21 protein-coding genes and 1 pseudogene are annotated in these 18,538 nt (G+C 68.5%); 11 read left to right on the top strand and 11 right to left on the bottom strand.

What is annotated here, in order from left to right:
- Positions 1 to 55 precede the first annotated feature (55 nt).
- The gene (gene nadC, locus VGE49_RS06430) at positions 56 to 868 is read left to right on the top strand and encodes a carboxylating nicotinate-nucleotide diphosphorylase (protein ID WP_331033743.1); all 813 of its coding nucleotides are present in this window, start codon (positions 56 to 58) and stop codon (positions 866 to 868) included.
- Here nadC and VGE49_RS06425 read toward each other — a convergent pair.
- A complete protein-coding gene (locus VGE49_RS06425; protein ID WP_331033732.1) occupies positions 822 to 1,976 on the bottom strand; it encodes an acyltransferase family protein in 1,155 nt (384 codons plus the stop codon). The two genes, nadC and VGE49_RS06425, sit on opposite strands and share 47 nt — an antisense overlap.
- 116 nt (positions 1,977 to 2,092) lie before the next feature.
- Here VGE49_RS06425 and VGE49_RS06420 point away from each other — a divergent pair, with 116 nt between their 5' ends.
- Positions 2,093 to 2,302: a hypothetical protein gene (locus tag VGE49_RS06420; protein ID WP_331033731.1), complete on the top strand. Its 210-nt coding sequence runs from the start codon at positions 2,093 to 2,095 to the stop codon at positions 2,300 to 2,302.
- Between the two features lie 22 nt (positions 2,303 to 2,324).
- Here VGE49_RS06420 and VGE49_RS06415 read toward each other — a convergent pair whose 3' ends face one another.
- Positions 2,325 to 3,320, bottom strand: coding sequence for a cell wall hydrolase (locus VGE49_RS06415; RefSeq protein ID WP_331033730.1), 996 nt, complete (start codon positions 3,318 to 3,320; stop codon positions 2,325 to 2,327).
- A 428-nt stretch (positions 3,321 to 3,748) separates the two neighbouring features.
- On the opposite strand from VGE49_RS06415, the gene VGE49_RS06410 reads away from it, so the two are divergent.
- The 6 genes and pseudogenes from VGE49_RS06410 to VGE49_RS14225 all read left to right on the top strand — a co-directional run.
- Positions 3,749 to 3,946 (top strand): hypothetical protein, encoded by a 198-nt coding sequence (locus tag VGE49_RS06410; RefSeq protein WP_331033729.1) that lies wholly within the window; start codon positions 3,749 to 3,751, stop codon positions 3,944 to 3,946.
- A 239-nt stretch (positions 3,947 to 4,185) separates the two neighbouring features.
- Complete coding sequence (locus VGE49_RS06405; RefSeq protein ID WP_331033728.1) at positions 4,186 to 4,548, top strand: DUF6481 family protein; 363 nt, start codon at positions 4,186 to 4,188, stop codon at positions 4,546 to 4,548.
- Positions 4,549 to 4,769: 221 nt separating this feature from the next.
- Entirely contained in the window at positions 4,770 to 5,249 is a 480-nt protein-coding gene (locus VGE49_RS06400; protein WP_331033727.1) for a Dps family protein, read from the top strand.
- Positions 5,250 to 5,349: 100 nt separating this feature from the next.
- Complete coding sequence (locus VGE49_RS06395) at positions 5,350 to 6,528, top strand: cell wall hydrolase (RefSeq protein WP_331033726.1); 1,179 nt, start codon at positions 5,350 to 5,352, stop codon at positions 6,526 to 6,528.
- Between the two features lie 84 nt (positions 6,529 to 6,612).
- Positions 6,613 to 6,972 carry a hypothetical protein gene (locus VGE49_RS06390; RefSeq protein WP_331033725.1) on the top strand — a complete coding sequence of 120 codons (360 nt, stop codon included), beginning with the start codon at positions 6,613 to 6,615 and terminating at the stop codon, positions 6,970 to 6,972.
- A gap of 85 nt (positions 6,973 to 7,057) precedes the next feature.
- Positions 7,058 to 7,225 (top strand): annotated as a pseudogene (locus VGE49_RS14225) (DUF559 domain-containing protein); the annotation flags it as partial.
- Between the two features lie 81 nt (positions 7,226 to 7,306).
- Here VGE49_RS14225 and trxB read toward each other — a convergent pair.
- The gene (trxB, locus tag VGE49_RS06385; RefSeq protein WP_331033724.1) at positions 7,307 to 8,314 is read right to left on the bottom strand and encodes a thioredoxin-disulfide reductase; all 1,008 of its coding nucleotides are present in this window, start codon (positions 8,312 to 8,314) and stop codon (positions 7,307 to 7,309) included.
- Positions 8,315 to 8,384: 70 nt separating this feature from the next.
- On the opposite strand from trxB, the gene VGE49_RS06380 reads away from it, so the two are divergent.
- Together VGE49_RS06380 and VGE49_RS06375 are read left to right on the top strand one after the other, a co-directional pair.
- The gene (locus VGE49_RS06380; protein ID WP_331033723.1) at positions 8,385 to 8,687 is read left to right on the top strand and encodes a glycine zipper domain-containing protein; all 303 of its coding nucleotides are present in this window, start codon (positions 8,385 to 8,387) and stop codon (positions 8,685 to 8,687) included.
- Between the two features lie 49 nt (positions 8,688 to 8,736).
- Complete coding sequence (locus VGE49_RS06375) at positions 8,737 to 10,224, top strand: TIGR00341 family protein (protein WP_331033722.1); 1,488 nt, start codon at positions 8,737 to 8,739, stop codon at positions 10,222 to 10,224.
- Between the two features lie 50 nt (positions 10,225 to 10,274).
- Here the strand turns inward: VGE49_RS06375 and VGE49_RS06370 are convergent, their stop codons facing one another.
- The 7 genes from VGE49_RS06370 to VGE49_RS06340 all read right to left on the bottom strand — a co-directional run bounded on the left by VGE49_RS06370 (position 10,275) and on the right by VGE49_RS06340 (position 14,969).
- The gene (locus tag VGE49_RS06370) at positions 10,275 to 11,228 is read right to left on the bottom strand and encodes a mitochondrial fission ELM1 family protein (protein WP_331033721.1); all 954 of its coding nucleotides are present in this window, start codon (positions 11,226 to 11,228) and stop codon (positions 10,275 to 10,277) included.
- Between the two features lie 68 nt (positions 11,229 to 11,296).
- Positions 11,297 to 11,770, bottom strand: a complete 474-nt coding sequence (gene greA, locus VGE49_RS06365) for a transcription elongation factor GreA (RefSeq protein ID WP_331033720.1) — start codon at positions 11,768 to 11,770, stop codon at positions 11,297 to 11,299.
- 141 nt (positions 11,771 to 11,911) lie between these two features.
- Positions 11,912 to 12,136 carry a hypothetical protein gene (locus VGE49_RS06360; protein ID WP_331033719.1) on the bottom strand — a complete coding sequence of 75 codons (225 nt, stop codon included), beginning with the start codon at positions 12,134 to 12,136 and terminating at the stop codon, positions 11,912 to 11,914.
- A 69-nt stretch (positions 12,137 to 12,205) separates the two neighbouring features.
- Positions 12,206 to 12,874: a glutathione S-transferase gene (locus VGE49_RS06355; RefSeq protein ID WP_331033718.1), complete on the bottom strand. Its 669-nt coding sequence runs from the start codon at positions 12,872 to 12,874 to the stop codon at positions 12,206 to 12,208.
- Between the two features lie 9 nt (positions 12,875 to 12,883).
- The gene (locus VGE49_RS06350) at positions 12,884 to 14,200 is read right to left on the bottom strand and encodes an amidohydrolase (RefSeq protein ID WP_331033717.1); all 1,317 of its coding nucleotides are present in this window, start codon (positions 14,198 to 14,200) and stop codon (positions 12,884 to 12,886) included.
- Positions 14,201 to 14,255: 55 nt separating this feature from the next.
- Positions 14,256 to 14,543, bottom strand: a complete 288-nt coding sequence (locus VGE49_RS06345) for a DUF1294 domain-containing protein (protein ID WP_331033716.1) — start codon at positions 14,541 to 14,543, stop codon at positions 14,256 to 14,258.
- 3 nt (positions 14,544 to 14,546) lie between these two features.
- On the bottom strand, positions 14,547 to 14,969 hold the full coding sequence (locus VGE49_RS06340; RefSeq protein ID WP_331033715.1) for an Lrp/AsnC family transcriptional regulator: 423 nt from the start codon (positions 14,967 to 14,969) through the stop codon (positions 14,547 to 14,549).
- Positions 14,970 to 15,055: 86 nt separating this feature from the next.
- Here VGE49_RS06340 and VGE49_RS06335 point away from each other — a divergent pair, with 86 nt between their 5' ends.
- Positions 15,056 to 15,370 (top strand): cupin domain-containing protein, encoded by a 315-nt coding sequence (locus tag VGE49_RS06335; protein WP_331033714.1) that lies wholly within the window; start codon positions 15,056 to 15,058, stop codon positions 15,368 to 15,370.
- A 55-nt stretch (positions 15,371 to 15,425) separates the two neighbouring features.
- Here VGE49_RS06335 and carB read toward each other — a convergent pair.
- The coding region (gene carB, locus VGE49_RS06330) for a carbamoyl-phosphate synthase large subunit (protein ID WP_331033713.1) at positions 15,426 to 18,538 on the bottom strand (3,113 nt) is incomplete at its 5' end.

Genomic DNA, 18,538 nt, shown 5'->3' with positions numbered 1-18,538 from the left:
GGACGCCTGCGTGACCCGAACCCTGCCGGACCTGCTGATCGAGCCCGTCGTGCGGATGGCCCTGGCCGAGGACTTGGGCCGCGTCGGCGACGTGACGGCCCAGGCCTGCATCCCCGAAGACGCGCGCCTCAGCGCCGTCTTCGCCGCGCGGCAGGCGGGGGTGATGGCGTGCGGCGCCGTGGTGCGCATCGCGGTACACGTCATGGACCCGCAGGCGACGGTGACGGTCAAGGTCGCCGACGGCGAGGCCTTCGAGGCCGGGACCGTGCTGGTCGCGGTCGAGGCGAACGCCCGCGCCCTTCTGGCGGCGGAGCGCACGGCGCTGAATCTGTTGGGCCGGATGTGCGGCATCGCCACCCTGACGCGGGCCTATGTGCAGGCGGTGGCGGGGACCAGCGCCCGCATCGCCGACACCCGCAAGACCACGCCGGGCCTACGCGCGCTGGAGAAGCACGCCGTGGCCTGCGGCGGCGGACTGAACCACCGCTTCGGTCTGGATGACGCCATCCTGATCAAGGACAACCACGTCGCTGTCTGCGGCGGGGCGGGCGAGGCGGTGCGCCGGGCCAGGGCCTTCGCCACCCACCTGATGAAGGTCGAGGTCGAGGTCGACGGGCTGGCTCAGCTGGACGAGGTCCTGCCGGAACGTCCCGACGTCGTCATGCTGGACAATTTCAGTCTGACCGATCTGGTCGAGGCCGTGCGCCGGGCGCGGGCCAGCGCCTTCGGTCCGGTGACGCTGGAGGCCTCAGGCGGGGTCAATTTGACGACGGTGGCGGCCATCGCCGCGACCGGGGTGGACGTGATCTCGGTCGGCGCTCTTACGCACTCGGTTCCGCAACTGGACGTGGGTCTGGACGCGCGCTGAGGTCGGGGGCGTTGAACCAGCGGCGGCGGATGGCGCGCTGGATCGGGGCGTCGATCAGCCGGTTGTAGAGGTCGGCGGCGACCACGGCGGCGATCAGGGCCAGTCCCCAAAACGTCCAGGCCTGCCAGGCGACTGTCGCCGCGGCGGGGTGGAGGCGTTCGATCACGGGCTGGACGCCGCCGAACCAGACCGCGCCGGTGAGGGTGTGGGTCATGAACAGGCAGAAGCTGACCTTTGCCCCCCAGGCCGCGCCGGGGAGGGGCCGGGTCGTCGTCAGCGCGCCGCAGCCCAGCGCCGCCGCGCAGATGGCGATCAGGCTGATCAGGTCCGGTCCCGCGACGGCGACATTGGCCAGCAGGACCACGCCGCCGCCCAGACCAATCAGGCGCGCCGTGCGCGACGACCAGTCCGCCGTCTCGACCGCGCGAGCCAGGGTCAGGCCGATCAGGAACAGGGGGGCGGCGCGGACCATGGCCCACTGGAAGGGCAGATCGAACAGGGAATGCTTCAGCAAGGCCAGGCTGAGGGCCTGACCGGCCAGCATCAACGTCAGGCCCAAGGCCAGGGCCGTCAACGGTCCGGGCAAGCGTCGCATGGCGCGCCACAGCCAGGGGAAGAAGGCGTAGCAGATCAGCAGGGCCGACAGGGTCCAGGCCGGAATGTTCCACTGTCCGCCGCCGAGGCCGAGGGCGTGCAGCAACAGGACCTGGGCGGGCAGTCCCGACCACTCGAAGCGTTCGGCGTGGACCGGCGTTTTCCCGATCAGGGACGCCTCCAGCACCAGCAGGGCCAGAAAGGCCAGGGTGATCAGGTGGGTCGGATAGCTGCGAGCGAAGCGTTTGAGCCAGAAGCGGACGGGCGTGATTCGCCCCGAGACCACCCCCGCGCCATAGGCCCGCGCCAGGACGAAGCCGGACAGCATCAGGAAGAAGTCGGTGGCCAGGTAGCCGCGCGCCCAAACGGTGTGCAGATCGGCCAGGGGAATCGGGGCCTCGTCGCCGAAGTGGAACAGCACCACGAACAGGGAAGCGAGGAAACGCAGGGCGTCGAGCGCCCCGCCCCGCACAAGGGCGGCCGGCTGGGGCGTGGCGGTGGTCGTCGTCGTCAAGGGCCGTCTCCCGCGCCTTGTGGGGGGAGAAGGCGCATCGTCATCCGTTCAGCAAGAAACGCGCCGGGAACGTCTTTCCGTCGGGGGCCGTTTCATTCCAACGAAAGGAGAGGCTCATGAGCAAGACCCCCTCGGTTCCCAAGGAGCAGCGCAGCTTCGCCGATCATGGCGCGCGGCCGGTCGCCGACATGGCGGACCGACGCGACCTGGCCACGGGCGCCCAGTCGGGTCAGCCCGGCGACGCCGACGTCAACACGGGTCAGCAGGGCCGGTTCGGCAATCTGAAGCAGAACCTGACCACGCAATGGAAGACGCAGGACCGCTGAGCGCGGCCCGCCATCGAACGGATTATTCCGTGGCCCCGGCGGTCGAGGTCGGAGCGGTCAGGCCTTCGCGGGCCAGAACCGTGGAATAGGCCACGGCGCCGTCGGTGTTGCGGGTCTCGGCGGAGTTCAGGCTGGCCTGAACCAGACGCGGCGCATCAGACGCCGTGGAAGGGCGCGGCGTATAGCGGAACGAGTCGCTGGAGCCCGAACGGCCGCCGAAGCGGTAGAAGAGGTGATCGCCGACCTGGCCGACCTTGACCAGGTTGTTGCGCCAGCCGGGCGCGACCCCGGTGGTGTGGAAATGGGTGGCGTTGCCGACCGGGGCGTAGACCTGGCCCGACAGGGCCTTGGAGGCCACGTCGCGGGCGCGGTTCCAGGCGGTGCGGTTGACCGCGCCGCGCATGGCGCCGTTGCAGGTGAAGCTGAACTGGCAGCCGGTGCTGCGGTTCGAACCCTGGAAGACGACGGCGCAGACGGTCTTGGGGAAGGCGGGGTGGCGGGCGCGGTTCAGGACCACCTGGACCACGGCCTTCATGCCGTCGGTCCCCTCGCCGCGCGCTTCGTAATAGGCGGCCTTGGTCAGGCAATCGAGGTCGCGCGACTGATCCAGGGCGCTGCCGAGGCGGAAGGGCTGGGCGGCGGGGCTGGTCAGATTGGCGCGGCGCAGGCCGTTCTGGGAGTCCTGGAGACGGGCGGTCAGCAGTTCCGCCTGGCGATCGCGCTGGGCGGCGCCGGCGACGGCGTAGGGATCGTGACGATCAGCGATGGCCAGGGCGCTGGCGTCCAGGCCGCCGGCCGCGGCGGCCATGGCTTCCTGGGTGTAGCCCTCGGAGCCGGCGCCCTGCAGGCGCTCGGCCTGGGCGCGAACGGTCGAAGCCTGGGCGGCCACGCCGCCCAGATAGGCTCCACCGACCGCGAGGCTGACAACGCCGCCGAACGCCGCAGCCGCCGTCTTGGGGCGCAGACGAACAGATTGGGCGGCGTGCATCAGCGCACGCGTATGCGAGGAGAAACTCAAAGGCGTAGTCCTGTTCAGCAGGGCGAGGATGCCGCCCCCGTACTCATCGAAACCAGGCGACAAGACGCGTCGCGAACCAGCTCCGGACCCAGGGTCGACGAACGGCCGACCACCGGAAGGCGGGCCTTAAGCCATCGATTTATGGCCTCAATGTGGTTGATTCGACAATTGTTATTGCGGCGCAGCAAAGCGTCGTGCCCCTACAGATTGCGTGTCGTCGCAGGATGAATGTGGCGTGTTTATGCTACAGCACATCTTTCGACATCTGTATTCGATTACGTGCTGATGATTTCGTGAAGGCGCGGGTTGCGATGGAAACCCTATTGATGGTCGATGCTGTACTGGCCTGCCTGACTCCCGCCATAGACGGGAACTTGTTGGCCTCGGCGGCGTTGCAAGCTCAGCCATTTCAAGGAGTTCTCCGTCCCATGACCCGTTTCTCGATCCGCGCCGCCGCTGTCCTCGCCGTCGGGTTCTCGACCCTGGGGCTCGCCGCCTGCGGCCATACGATCGAGCAGAAGGCCGCGACGGGCGCGATCGCCGGCGCCGTGGTGGCCGGGCCGGTCGGCGCGGCGGTCGGCGGTGCGGCCGGTGCGGCCGTCGGCCATATCGACAAGCCTCACTGATAGCGGCGGTTCATCGGCGCCGCTTGGCCGGAGCAGCGCCGATGCCCGTGTGCCCGTTTGAACGCGATCGGGGCTCTAAATTGCGAGTTTGACGGTCTGAAACGGCGGCAGAGCTTGCTTTTCGCGCCGGATTCCGCTTTGGCAGCGCGCTGGGCCGTTCGCGCATCCGCACGCCCGCCGGGCCGCCGTTGATCGGCGTCGCCCCTCATCAGAGTTTCAAAGGAAGACCGCCTCTACGCATGCGAGACCTCAAACAAACCGGCTTCAACGACCGCATTACCGCTCAGCAGGACGCCAAAAAGGCCCTGCTGGCCAAGTTCAAGCCCAAGCCGACGGTTCAGGATCCCGAGTTCGAGAAGCTGGCTGAGAAGCGCTCCGCCGAGAAGGAAGCCCAGCGCCAGCAGTTCGAGCTGGAAAAGGCTGAACAGCGTCGCCAGAAGGCTGAAAAGGAAGCCGCCCGCCTGGCCGCCGAGATGGCCGCCCAGGACGAGGTCGACGCCGCCAAGCGCGCCGCCCGCAAGGAGCGCAAGCAACTGACCAAGGAAGAGCAGAAGGCCGCGCGCGACGCCCGCTACGCCGCCCGCAAGGCGCGTCAACGCTAATCCTGACTGACTGAACCACGGGCGGAACCCGGCGCTGGCCGGGTTCCGTCGTCGCGGCTCCGATGACCGGCGCGCCAGGCCTTCAGTCTGCAACGCCCCGGCGATTTCAGCGTTACCGCCACGAGATTCGAGCGCGCAGGTCGGCGCCCGCCCTTGGTCGGCGCGTGAAAAGACCTAAATGCAAGGCTGGATCTTCAATCGCGACGCAAACAGGAGCCGCCATGACCGCCGCCATCGACACCGGCCTGAAGCCCAAGGAGCGCGACGAGGTCGCGCGCGAACTGTCCAAGGTTCTGGCCGACAGCTTCGCCGTTTATCAGAAGACGCACGGTTATCACTGGAACGTCCGCGGGCCGGAGTTCTTCAGCCTGCACAAGCTGCTGGAACAGCAGTATAATGAAATCTGGACCGCGCTGGACGACATCGCCGAGCGCATCCGGGCCCTGGGCGAACTGGCGCCGCAAAGCGCCTCGGCCTTCGCCAACCTGACCTCGATCAAGGACGGCGACCCCGAGAAGGACGCCGGAGCCATGCTCCAGGAGCTGATCAAGGACCACGGGGTGCTGATCGCCACCGCCCGCGCCGCGCTGGAAGCCGCCGAAGCGGTCGGCGACGACGCCTCGGTCGACCTGATGACGCAACGTCTGGCCGCTCACGAAAAGGCCGCCTGGATGCTGCGTTCCAGCCTGGGTGATCGCTAACCCCTCACGGAACGGTAATCTTCGGGCCTGAAAAGCGCCGGATTGGGCGGTCACTCAGATCGTCTTCCGGCGCTCGCCAGCGCCGCACATGGGGCGCTGGATGCTGAAAGGCCGACTGCCGCAGTTGAAGACGACCGGACGCCAGGCGCTCGCCGCGGCGCCCATGGTCGTGGCTGTCGGTCTGGCGGTCATGGGCGTGGCCATGTCGGCCAGCTCCAGCGTCCGGCCTGATCTGGACCGCACCGCCGAGGCCGTGGCTCGCGCCACCGGCGGCGACCTGACCCCGCGCGGTCTGAAGCTGATCATGGCGCGGCTGGACCCCGGTCAGCTGACCGTGGCGCGCCGCTTCGATCCGGCGCTGAACCTGCCCGCGCTCTATGACCTGACCCCGGGGTGGGAGAGCCTGAGCCTGGGCGGCAAGCCGTCGCTGGACGCGGGCGTCTCGGGCGTCGCCGCCCAGCAGTTGAACGCGGCCATGCCGACCGCCTTCGGCGCCCTGCAGCCGGCCAAACCCTTCGACCTGCGTCCGGCCACCGAGGCCGACCGCAAGCGCGCCCTGCGCTGTCTGACCCAGGCCGTCTATTACGAGGCGGCGCTGGAGCCGACCGAGGGGCAGGAGGGGGTGGCCCAGGTCGTGCTGAATCGGGTGCGCGATCCCAACTATCCCAACACGGTCTGCGGCGTCGTCTATCAGGGGGCCGAGCGGACCACGGGCTGCCAGTTCAGCTTCACCTGCGACGGCGCCCTCAGCCGCGCGCCCATCCCCTGGGCCTGGACCCGCGCCGCCCGCGTGGCCGAGCGCGCCCTGGCCGGCCATGTGGCGACGCGGGTGGGGACGGCGACCCATTATCACGCCGACTACGTCCACCCCTGGTGGGCGCCGACGGTGGCCAAGATCACCCAGGTCGGGGCGCACATCTTCTATCGCTGGAAGGGCGCGCCGGGCGAAAGCGCGGCCTTCACCGACAAGTCCTCGGGCCGCGAGCCGATCATCGACGAGGCCCGCTTCGCCCGTCCGCGCATCCTTCTGGTCGCCGACAGCGTCGAGGAAGCCCTGGTCGGCACGGCGCCGAACCAGCTGCGCACCGTCGAGATCGATGGCCGGACCCGGGTCGTCGGCATCGCCAGCCTCGGCGGCCGCCGTCAGGCCAGCAAGGACGAAATCGCCGCCATCAACGAGCGGCTCAAGGCCTATGAGGCCGGCCCGGCTCCCGCCGCCGCGCCGCCGCCGGGCGTCACCGCCATGGCGGTCGAGGAAGTCGGTAAGCCGGCGGCCTGAACAGGAGCAAGGTCCGCTAAGGGTGGAAAGGCGACATCAACTCGTTATCGTTGACGCATCGTCGAAAAGCTTTCGGAAGCCTTGATGCGCAAACCTCTGCTTCTGGTAATCGGCCTGGCCGCGCTCATCGGCGCGGGATGGCTGCTGACCGACGCTCGCACGCGACTAACGCTCTTCCAGCCGAACGGGTCTATTCATTCCGGTAGCGCCTTGGGTGTGGCGGTCGGCGACACTCGATCAAACGCTGAGCGAGAGCTTCTTAGGCAGGGCATGGCCCTACGGGAAACGACCAATGGCGGGACGTGCTTTTACCGCGCGGTGAAGCCGGACCGCCAGTTGGACCTCTTCTTCGTCCAGTCGTGGCATGGGGGCATGGTATGTGTCGTGTCGCGCAACAAACGCGTTGAAGAGTTGATTTGGGCCTTTCAACCGATCTCGTTCTGAAGCTTGGTAGAAGCGCCGACAGGTCCGCTATGGGTCGAAAGCCGACATAGGCTTTGGAGGGGCCTGCTAGTCTCTCGATTTCGTCTACCTCGACCGCAGGCTGATCGTCGAGGTGGATGACGCGAGCCATGAGGCTCGGATCGATTGGGACCGGCGGCGAGACGCCGCGCTGGCGGCCGAGGGCTATCGCGCCTTGCGGTTCGACAACGCCTCGGTACGGGACGAATTGGATGGGGTGATGGGAACGATCCTGAGCGCGCTTCAGGCCGCAGCCCCCACCCGGCCGCTGCGCGGCCACCCTCCCCCGGGGGCGGGGAGGGAAAACGTTAGCCCCTCACCAGGCCCCGATCTTCTTGGCTTCCTTGTGGCTGATCGGATTGTGGGCGGCCTTGTGGTCTTCCTCGGCGAGGAAGCGCGCGGCCTCCAGGGCGGCCATGCAGCCCATGCCGGCGGCGGTGACGGCCTGGCGGTAGACGTCGTCGGTGACGTCGCCGGCGGCGTAGACGCCCTCGATGGCGGTCGAGGCCGTGCCCGGCTTGACCCGCAGATAGCCGCCCGAGTTGATCTCCAGCTGGCCCTTGAACAGTTCCGACGACGGGGCGTGGCCGATGGCGATGAAGACGCCGTCGGCGGGGATTTCCGACAGGTCGCCGGTCTTGACGTTCTTCAGGCGCACGCCGGTGACGTTGCGGGCCACGCCGTCGACGACGCCGAGGATTTCATCGACCGTCACGTCCCAGACCACCTCGATCTTGGGATGGGCGAACAGGCGGTCCTGCAGGATCTTCTCGGCGCGGAACTCATTCTTGCGGTGGATGACCGTGACCTTCTCGGCGAAGTTGGTCAGGAACAGGGCCTCCTCGACCGCGGTGTTGCCGCCGCCGACGACCACGACCTGCTTGCCGCGATAGAAGAAGCCGTCGCAGGTGGCGCAGGCGGAAACGCCGAAGCCCTGATAGTCGGCCTCAGACTTCAGACCCAGCCACTTGGCCTGGGCGCCGGTCGAGATGACCACGGTTTCAGCCAGAAGCTCCGTTCCCGAGTCCAGCGTCAGGCGGAAGGGGCGCTGCGACAGGTCGGCCTTGACGACAATGTCGTGGATGACCTCCGTGCCGACGTGCACGGCCTGGGCCTGCATCTGCTCCATCAGCCAGGGACCCTGAATGGTCTCAGCGAAGCCGGGATAGTTCTCGACATCCGTGGTGATGGTCAGCTGACCGCCGGGCTGCAGACCGGCGATGACCACCGGGTTCAGCGAGGCGCGGGCGGCGTAGATGGCGGCGGTCCAGCCGGCGGGACCGGAACCGATGACGGCGAGGCGGACAGTACGAGCTTGGGTCATGGGCCCTATTTAGGCGCTGATTCCCCGAAGCGCGATGCTAGGCTGCGGGTTCTGCACGGGGGATTTGATCATGAGCAACAAGAGCGCGGCCTTTCTGCCGATCGGCATCGGCGCGGGGCTGGCCATTGGCGCGGGGCTGGGCGTGGTCATCGACAATCTGGCGCTGGGCCTGTCGCTGGGCGTGGCCATCGGGTCCGGACTCGGCGTCGCCCTGATGGGGCTGGGCAATCTGAAGGTCCAGAACCAGAAGAAGGCGTCCGACGGCGGCACGCCCATGATGTCAGACGGCGGCGCGTCGAGCACGAGCGCAAGCCATTGCGCCTCAAGCACGGACTGCGGCGGGGGCGATGGCGGCGGCGGCGGCGGCGATTGACGCGCCTCCTGACGCAGGCCCATCCTGCCGTCAGGAATGAGGTGACGCCATGACCGCAGCCGCCGATCCGGTGCGTGAAACGCGCAGTTATCTGCGCCGCATCATGGCCTACGCCCGGCGTGGGGTGGACCGGGACGCGGTCGAGGCCTCGGTCTATGACAACGGGGGCTTGAGCGGCCGCTATCTGATGATGACGGTGATCTCGGCGGCCATCGCGGCCCTGGGGCTGATGCTGTCGTCGCCGGCGGTGGTCATCGGGGCCATGCTGGTGTCGCCGATGATGGGGCCGATCGTGGCCCTGGGCTTCTCCCTGGCCCTGCTGGACTGGAACCGGCTGAGGCAGTCGCTGACCTGTCTGGTGGTCGGCATGGCGGTGGCCCTTACCGTAGCTGTCCTGCTGACCCTGCTGTCGCCGCTGAAGGAGCCGACCAGCGAGATTCTGGCGCGGACCCGGCCCAACTTCTTCGACCTGCTGATCGCGGTCTTTTCCGGGGTGGCGGGCGCCTATGCGGTGATCCGCCAGCGGGGCGAGACCATCATCGGCGTGGCCATCGCCACCGCCCTGATGCCGCCGGTGGCCACCGTGGGCTTCGGCATCGGCACGGGCGACCTGTCGATCTCGGTCGGGGCCTTCTATCTGTTCATGACCAATCTGGTGGCCATCGCCCTGTCGGCGACATTGACGGCGGGCTTCTACGGCTTTCGGCCCCGGCTGATGGAGCGGCCCTCGCCGTGGCGGGGGATGGCGGTGCTGGCGGTCTTCGTCCTGCTGTCGATCCCGCTGGTGATCTCGCTGCGGGCCATCGGATTGGAGAGCCAGGCCACGGCCGAGACACGGACGGCGGTGGCCGACATCTTCGCCGGCGGCGACTCGCGCATCACCCTTCTGGACGCCCGCAGCGAGGGCAAGGGGGTGGCGGTCTCGGCCCTGGTCAGCACGCGCAAGCTGGTGGCCGACGCGCAACAGCAGCTTCAGGACCGGCTGACGGCGGCCCTGCGCACGCCGGTGACGGCGACCCTGGACCAGATCGTCGTGGCCGATCCGCAAGCCGCGGCCCGTTCGGTTCAGGCCAGCGCCAATGCGGCGCCCGACCCCACGGCGGCGCTGCGAACCCGCCTGTCCGACGCCGTGCCCTTCGCCACCGATGCGGTGATGACCGACGCCGAAGGAAGGCGCGCCATCGTCCTGTTGCGCCCCGACTCGGGTCTGGACCTGACCAGCGCCTATGCCCTGGAGGCGGCGCTGCGCGATCGGTTCGAGGGGGTGGACGTCTGGGTCACGCCGCCGGTGCAGGCACTGAAGACGGTCGATCTGGGCGATGAGGCCGCCCAGACGCGGGCCGTCTGGGCCCTGGCGCGCTGGCGGGCCAGCCCGGCGGTGCGGTTCTGCCGTCCGACGCCGGGGGTGGAGGACGGTCCCGACGCGGCCCAGGCCTTCCGCGCCCAACTGGCGACGGCGGGCGTCTCGATCCGCGAAGAGGCGGGACCGGCCTGCCAGCGCGGCGACGACAACCTGGCCCGTCTGGACCTGGGCTAGGATTTCACCCCACCGTCACCCTCGGGCTGGGGGGGGCAAAGGGGGGTGTTTCAGCCGCGCGCGGCCATCGCCTCCAGCACGGCCCGCGCCGCGCGCTCGGTCTCGTTGAGCGGGGCGTAGGTCCAGCTGTCCAGCGAGCCGTCGAAGGGGCGGGCGGCGCCGTGGGCCTCAAGGTCGGCGTGCAGGCGGGCGAACTTGCCGGCGGGCTTCAGCGCGATCATGGGCAGGACGTGGACGGGCTTGCCGGTCGAGGCGGCCTCGGTCGCCATGTTGGCGCTGTCCTCGGTGACGAGCACGTGATCGGCGGCGGCCAGCATGGCGAACAGGGGGTTGTCGCCGCTCCCGTCCCAGATCCAGCCCGGAAGGGCCGACAGGCGCTCGGTCATGACGGCCTTCGCCGCCTCGGGCGTGCGGCGCGAGAAGGTCAGCAGCAGGGACCCTTGCGCCGTCTGGACGGCCGCCTTGATCCGGTCCGCCAGGGCGGCCGCGTGGGCGGGCGTCAGGTCGAAGGTCTTGGACCGGCCGCCGATCATGACGGCGATGCGCGGATGGGGCAGGGCGTCGATGCGGTCGGCGAAGGCGGGCGCGGCCTCGGCCAGTTTTTGCGGCGTGATGCGGTGGGGGCTGCCGATGATCTCGAAGACGTTGTCGCCCGCCAGGCCGTCGTGGGCCGGGGCGACGATCAGGTCGTAGGCGTTGTTGCGCCAGCGCGGGTCCTGGGTCTGGACCACCAGGGTCTTGCCGCCGCTCCAGTCGCGGACCCTGGCCGACAGGGGCAGGCTGGCGCGGCCGGTGGCGATCCACAGGTCGGGCCAGTCGGCGACCGTGCGCGGATCGAACGACCCCGGCGCCAGCATGGCGGGGGTCTTCACCCCCGAAGGCCAGCGGTCGAAGGCGGGGCGCCAGCGGACGTGCCGGACGGCGATGTCGGCGGGGGTCAGGCGGGCGACCGCCTCGGCCAGACCCAGGGCCTGGTTCTGGATGCCGGTGCGGCCGTCGGACACCACCCAGACAGACAGAGGGCGCGCGGCGGAACCGCGCGCCCCTGTGACCTTCTCAGAGGAAGAAGGGCTTACTTCCACTCGACCTTGAGGATCTCATAGGCCTTCACGCCGCCGGGCGTGTTGACCTCGACCACGTCGCCGACCTCCTTGGAGATCAGGGCGCGGGCGATCGGCGAGGCGATGGAGATCTTGCCCAGCTTCACGTCGGCTTCGTGTTCGCCGACGATCTGATAGACGCCCTCTTCCTCGGTGTCCTCGTCCACATAGGTGACGGTGGCGCCGAACTTGACCTGGTTGCCCGACAGCTTGGACACGTCGATCACCTGGGCGCGCGACAGCTTGTCCTCGATGTCGGCGATCGAGCCTTCGATCCAGCCCTGGCGTTCCTTGGCGGCGTGATATTCCGCGTTTTCAGACAGGTCGCCGTGTTCGCGGGCCTCGGAGATGGCCGCGATGACGCTCGGCCGTTCGACCTGCTTCAATTGCTTCAGTTGTTCGTCGAGGACACGGTAGCCCTCGGCCGTCATCGGCACTTTTTCCATTGTGTCGTGAATTTCTTGTTTCGCCCGAAGACTAATGAAAGACGGTAATCAGCACAGACACGATCACGGGGCGCGCGTGATCGGGGTCAAGAGGTTAGGGCGCCCTTCGGCCAAACTCAAGAGCATCCTCGACGGCAAGCTTCAGGGTTCGGGGCGAACCGATCCGGGATCGCGGGCCGCGGGGGCGCGCTCGCGATCATAGCCCAGGGCTCGCCGCAGGGCGGTCCAGGCGATGAAGCCGAGCGCGGCCATCGCCATCAGCATGAACAGGCCCGAGATCAGGCCTATCCCCGCGGCGATGAAGGCGATGACGATGCAGACGGCGGCGGCCAGGGCCGCGACGAGTTGAATGACGGACAGGCGCATGGGGTCGTAAACGTTAACCGCTCGCCGGGGTTGCGCGGTCGCGAAGCCGTGATCGGGGAAGGACCGCGATCAGGCGTAGGCGTATTCCCCGCCGCGCTCCAGGGCGCGTTTCCAGGCCGGGCGGGCGTGGATCGCCTTCAGGAAGAGGGCGATGTTGGGATAGGCCGACAGGTCGATGGCCCGGCTGGCGGCGGCCTCCAGCGGGAAGCTCATCATGATGTCGGCGGCGCTGAAATGCGGCCCGGCGAACCAGCCGGTGGCTGCCAGTTCGGCCTCCTGCCAGTCGGCGTGAGCCTTCAGCTGGGGATCGATGAAGCTGGCCTGGGCCTTGGCGGCGATGCCGTTGACGAGGGGACGGACCAGACCCGGCGCCCGCTTGGGAAGCTGGCTGAAGACCAGCTTGAGCAGCAGGGGCGGCATGGCCGAGCCCTCGGCGTAGTGCAGCCAGTAGGTGAAGCGCCGCCCGTCCGCCGTGCCGCGCGCGGGCCGCAGCCGCCCCTCCGGATCATGGGCGTCCAGCAGGTGTTCGATGATGGCCCCGGTCTCGGCCACGCGGACGTCTCCGTCGTCCAGCACCGGCGACTTGCCGAGAGGATGCACCGCCTTCAGTTCCGGCGGGGCCAGCATGGTGGCCGGGTCCCGTTGATAGCGTTTGATCTCATAGGGCAGGCCCAACTCTTCCAGCAGCCAGAGCACGCGTTGGGACCGGGAGTTGTTCAGGTGGTGGACGACGATCATGGCGGTCCCTTACGTCTTCGGCATCAGGGCTTCGGCGGCCAGGACCGAACCCTCCACGCCGAGCGTGACGGCCGGTTCCGGCGTGATGCGGAACAGGGGCGAGTGGTGGCCGGGAGCCTTGTCCACCTCATCGGCGGGGGTGCCGCCGACGCTGAAATAGACCCCCTTCACCCCGCTTTCGGGGGTGACGAAATAGGCGAAGTCCTCGGCCCCCATGCCGCCGCGCGGCTTGTCGATCAGCACGCCCTCGCCTAGGCCGGCCACGAAGGCGGCGCGGATGCGGGCGGCGGTGGCGGCGTCGTTGATGGTGGGCGGGGTGTTCTCCAGCGCCGAACGGGTGACGGTCGGCAGCCTGTCCTCCGGCACGCCCAGGGCCAGGGCCGTGTTCCTGGTGATGCGGTCGATGCCGTCCAGAAGCTGGGCGCGCACCTCGGGGCTGTCGGCGCGGACGGTCAGTTGCATGTCCACCCGGTCGGAGATGATGTTGTGCTTGATGCCGCCGTGGATGGCGCCGACCGTGACGACGGCCCCGTCCAGCGGATTGGTCTCGCGGCTGCGCAGGGACTGCAGCGACACCACGATCTGCGAGGCCACCAGCACCGGATCGACTCCCAGGTGCGGCGAGGCGCCATGGGTGCCCACGCCGTGGACGGTGATGTCCACACTGTCCGAACTGGACGAGGTGATGCCCAGGGGCGCCTCGATCCTGCCCGTCGGCGTGTCGGCCGAGACGTGGAAGGCCAGGGCGTAATCCGGCTTGGGGAAGCGGGTGTAGAGGCCGTCGCTGACCATGGCCCGGGCGCCGAAGATGCGCTCCTCGGCCGGCTGGGCGATCAGGACCAGGGTCCCGGACCAGTTGGCCTTGCGGGCCGCCATCTGGCGGGCCGTGCCGACCAGGGCGGTGATGTGCACGTCGTGACCGCAGGCGTGCATGACGGGCTTCTCGGTCCCGTCCGCATCGACCTGACGCGCGGTCGAGGCGTTGGCTAGGCCGGAGTTTTCCAGCAGGGGCAGGCCGTCCATGTCGGCGCGGATCATGACGGTGGGGCCGGCGCCGTTCTTCAGCACCGCCACCACGCCGGTCCCGCCGACGCCGGTGGTGACGTCATAGCCCAGGGCGCGCAGCTCTTGCGCCATGCGGGCGGCGGTCTGGACCTCCATGCCCGACAGTTCGGGGTTGCGATGAAAGTGGTCGAACAGGGCGCCGAGGTTGGCGTCATAGTCCGCCTTGACCGCCGCCTTCAGCCCGGCGTCCTGCGCCATGGCCGGGACCGCGCCCGCCGCCAGAACCGCCGCCAGCACGGTCGTGATCGTCAGTCTTTTCATGTCGTCCCCCTGATCCCTGAGGCGAGCTTATGCCTTTCACCGGCAGCGGCAAGGGTCAGGCGACGAGGGCGGTCCGGATGACGAGGGCGGCGGCGCTCAGCACGACCAGGACATAGAGGCAGAAGATCAGGCCCAGCCAGGTCGCGAAGGGTTGCTTGCGCGTCTTGTGACGCAGGATGTGCTGACCCATCCAGGCGCCCAGGCCGCCATAGGCGACGGCCAGTAGCAGGCTGCGTTCGGAAAGGCGCCGGCCGCCCGCCCGCGCCTGTTCCTTGTCGAACCAGAACAGGCCGAAGGCGATCAGATTGCCGGCCAGCAGGAGCCACAGGATCAGGTCGATCATGGCCTAGTACCGGCGCAGGATGATCTGGCTTTGCTGCGCGCTGATCAGGGGGCTGGTCGCCACGGCGTCGTTCAAGCGCGAGAGGGCCTCCAGCGAAGGCAGGCTGGCCAGGACGACGGCGTCGCTGTCCCCGCTGACCGACATCACCGAGGTGACGCCCGTCAGGCCCGCCAGCCATTCCAGGGCGGGCGCGCAGGGACGGTCGGCGATCTTGATGGTCAGCACGGCCTGAACCGGGCCCGCGGCCTCAGACACCTCGGCGCGGTAGCCCCGGATGACGCCGCTCTGCTCCAGGCGGCTGATCCGCTCCTGAACGGCCTGGCGCGACAGGTGAACGCTTTTGCCGATGGCGCTGACGCTCATGCGGGCGTTGGCCTGCAGCAGGGCGAGGATCTTGGCGTTGGTGGGGTCGATGTCCGGACTCATACCGCGATTTGCAGGCACAATCCGTCGTTCCGCAAGGTGCGTCCGGTCCCTCGATCATGAGATTTCTCGAGGAGAAGGAGATGCTTATGCAGTTGGTGAAAGCAAAAGAGTTCGTGGCGGACCGGGCCTGGGGGGCGCTTCCCATCGAAAGGTTCGCAGGCACGACCACGGTCGAGTTGCATTGGACGGATCAGCCCTATCGCTGGCACCGCAATGACGGCCCCGAGGTCTTCGTCGTCCTGGACGGCGAGGTCGAGATGCTGATCCGCAAGGACGGCGTCCAGACCAGCGTGCACATGCAGGCCGGCGACGTCCTGCATATCGCCGAGGGAGAGGCTCATGTGGCCCACCCGGTCGGCGTGGCGCGGGTCCTGGTCATCGAGACGGCCGGTTCGCAATGAAAAAAGCCCCCGGCGTCGGAAACGCCGGGGGCTGATCTCAGGACTGGGCCGAGGCTCAGTTGTAGGACTGCACCGGGCGGACATCGAGGTCGCCGGCGCGGATGGCGGCGATGCCCTGGGCCGCGGCCAGCGAACCGGCGGCGGTGGTGTAGTAGGGGATCTTCATCATCAGGGCCGTGCGGCGGATCGAGAAGCTGTCGGTCAGGGCCTGCTTGCCCTCGGTGGTGTTGAAGACCAGCTGGATCTCGCCGTTCTTCATGGCGTCGACGATGTTCGGACGGCCTTCCAGCACCTTCTTGACCAGACCGACCTCGACGCCTTCCGACTTGAGGTAGTCGTGGGTGCCGCTGGTGGCGACGACCGAGAAGCCCTGGGCCAGCAGCGACTTCACCGCCTCCAGGATGAAGGGCTTGTCGGCGTCCTTGACCGAGACGAAGGCGCAGCCCTCGGTCGGCAGGACGGTGCCGCCGCCGATCTGCGACTTGGCGAAGGCGCGGGCGAAGGCGGGGGCCAGGTCGGCCTCGCCCTCACGCTTCCAGTCCAGGCCCATGACCTCTCCGGTCGAACGCATTTCCGGGCCCAGGATGGTGTCGACCCCGGCGAAGCGGGCGAAGGGGAAGACGGCTTCCTTGACCGCGATGTGCTCCAGGTCGCGGTCGACCAGGCCGAAGGAGGCCAGCTTCTCGCCGGCCATGATCTTGGCGGCGATGGCGGCGATCGGCTGGCCGATGGTCTTGGCCACGAAGGGCGCCGTGCGGCTGGCGCGCGGGTTCACTTCCAGCACGAAGATGCGCGGGTTCTCGCTGTGCGGCTCCTCGATGGCGAACTGGACGTTCATCAGGCCGCGCACCTTCAGGGCCTTGGCCATGGCGGTGGTCTGACGCTTCAGCTCGGCCACGATCTCGGGGCGCAGCGAGAAGGGCGGCATGGAACAGGCGCTGTCGCCCGAGTGGACGCCGGCTTCCTCGATGTGCTCCAGCACGCCAGCGACGAAGACGGTCTCGTCATCGCACAGGGCGTCCACGTCCACCTCGGTGGCGCGGTTCAGATAGTGGTCGATCAGGACCGGGTCGCTGCCCGAGACGCGCATGGCCTCATGGACGTAGCGGTCCAGCTGCTCGCGGTCGTGGACGATCATCATGCCGCGACCGCCCAGGACGTAGGAGGGGCGCAGGACGACGGGATAGCCGACTTCCTCGGCCTTCTGGGCGGCTTCCTCGGCCGAGCGGGCCAGGCCGTTCGGCGGCTGCTGCAGGCCGATGGCCTGCAGCATCTGCTGGAAGCGTTCGCGGTCCTCGGCCAGGTCGATGCTGTCGACGCTGGTGCCCAGGATCGGCACGCCGTCTTCCTGCAGCGCATGGGCCAGCTTCAGCGGGGTCTGGCCGCCGAACTGGACGACGACGCCGATCAGGTCGCCCCTGGAGCGTTCGACGTCGATCAGCTCCAGCACGTCCTCTTCGGTCAGAGGCTCGAAATAGAGGCGGTCCGAGGTGTCGTAGTCGGTCGAGACGGTCTCGGGGTTGCAGTTGACCATGATCGACTCGACGCCGATGTCGGCGAAGGCGAACGCCGCGTGGCAGCAGCAGTAGTCGAACTCGATGCCCTGGCCGATGCGGTTGGGACCGCCGCCGAGGATGATGGCCTTCTTGCGGTCCGACGGCTCGGCCTCGCACTCGGGGACCTGGCCCAGGGCGCCGGTCTCATAGGTCGAATACATATAGGCGGTGGCCGAGGCGAACTCGGCGGCGCAGGTGTCGATGCGCTTGAAGCTCGGGCGGACCTTCAGGTGGCGACGGGCGGCGCGGACGTCGCCTTCCGTCTTGCCGGTCAGGGCCGCCAGACGGGCGTCGGAGAAGCCTTTTGCCTTGAGTTTGCGGAACTCGGTCTCGGTCGCGGGCAGGCCCTGGACGCGGACGTGGCCCTCGGTGCGGATCAGGTCGGCGATCTGACGCAGGAACCAGGGCTCGTAGAAGCAGGCGCCGTGGACCTCCTCGACCGTCAGGCCGTGGCGGAAGGCCTGGGCGATGACGCGAATGCGGTCGGGCGTCGGCTGACCCAGGGCGCGGATGACGGCGGCGCGGGCGCTGGCGTCGTCCTCGGCGTCGGCCACGCCTTCGATTTCAATCTCGTCAAAGCCGTTCAGGCCGGTTTCCAGGCCGCGCAGGGCCTTCTGCATCGACTCCTGGAAGGTGCGGCCGATGGCCATGACTTCGCCGACCGATTTCATGGCCGTGGTCAGGTGCGGTTCCGAACCCGGATACTTCTCGAAGGCGAAGCGGGGGATCTTGGTGACGACATAGTCGATGCTCGGCTCGAACGAGGCGGGCGTGACCTGGGTGATGTCGTTCTGCAGTTCGTCCAGGGTGTAGCCGACGGCCAGGCGGGCGGCGACCTTGGCGATGGGGAAGCCGGTGGCCTTGGAGGCCAGGGCCGAGGAGCGCGACACGCGCGGGTTCATCTCGATCACGACCATGCGGCCGTCCGCCGGGTTGATCGCCCACTGGACGTTGGAGCCGCCGGTCTCGACGCCGATCTCGCGCAGGACGTTGATCGAGCCGGTGCGCATCAGCTGGTATTCTTTATCCGTCAGCGTCAGGGCCGGAGCCACGGTGATGGAGTCGCCGGTGTGGACGCCCATCGGGTCCACGTTCTCGATCGAGCAGATGATGATGCAGTTGTCCGCCGTGTCGCGGACGACCTCCATCTCATATTCCTTCCAGCCCAGGACCGACTCCTCGATCAGGACTTCGGTGGTCGGCGACAGGTCCAGGCCGCGCTCCACGATCTCGTGGAACTCCTCGATGTTGTAGGCGATGCCGCCGCCGGTGCCGGCCAGGGTGAAGCTGGGGCGGATGATGGCGGGCAGGCCGACGAAGGCCAGGGCGTCGTCGGCGTCGTCGATGTGGTGGATCGCGCGGCTGCGGGGCGATTCGAGGCCCAGCTTGTCCATGGCGTCGCGGAACTTCTGACGGTCCTCGGCCTTGTCGATGACCTCGGCCTTGGCGCCGATCATCTCGACGCCGTACCTGGCCAGGGCGCCCGAGGCGTTCAGGGCCAGGGCCGTGTTCAGCGCGGTCTGGCCGCCCATGGTCGGCAGGAGGGCGTCGGGGCGCTCCTTGGCGATGATCTTCTCGACGATGTCCGGCGTGATCGGCTCGATATAGGTGG

Source organism: Brevundimonas sp., assembly GCF_036405315.1.
Lineage (GTDB): Bacteria > Pseudomonadota > Alphaproteobacteria > Caulobacterales > Caulobacteraceae > Brevundimonas.
Note: the sequence above shows the minus strand (reverse complement) of the source record. Positions and strands in the feature narration are given on the sequence as shown.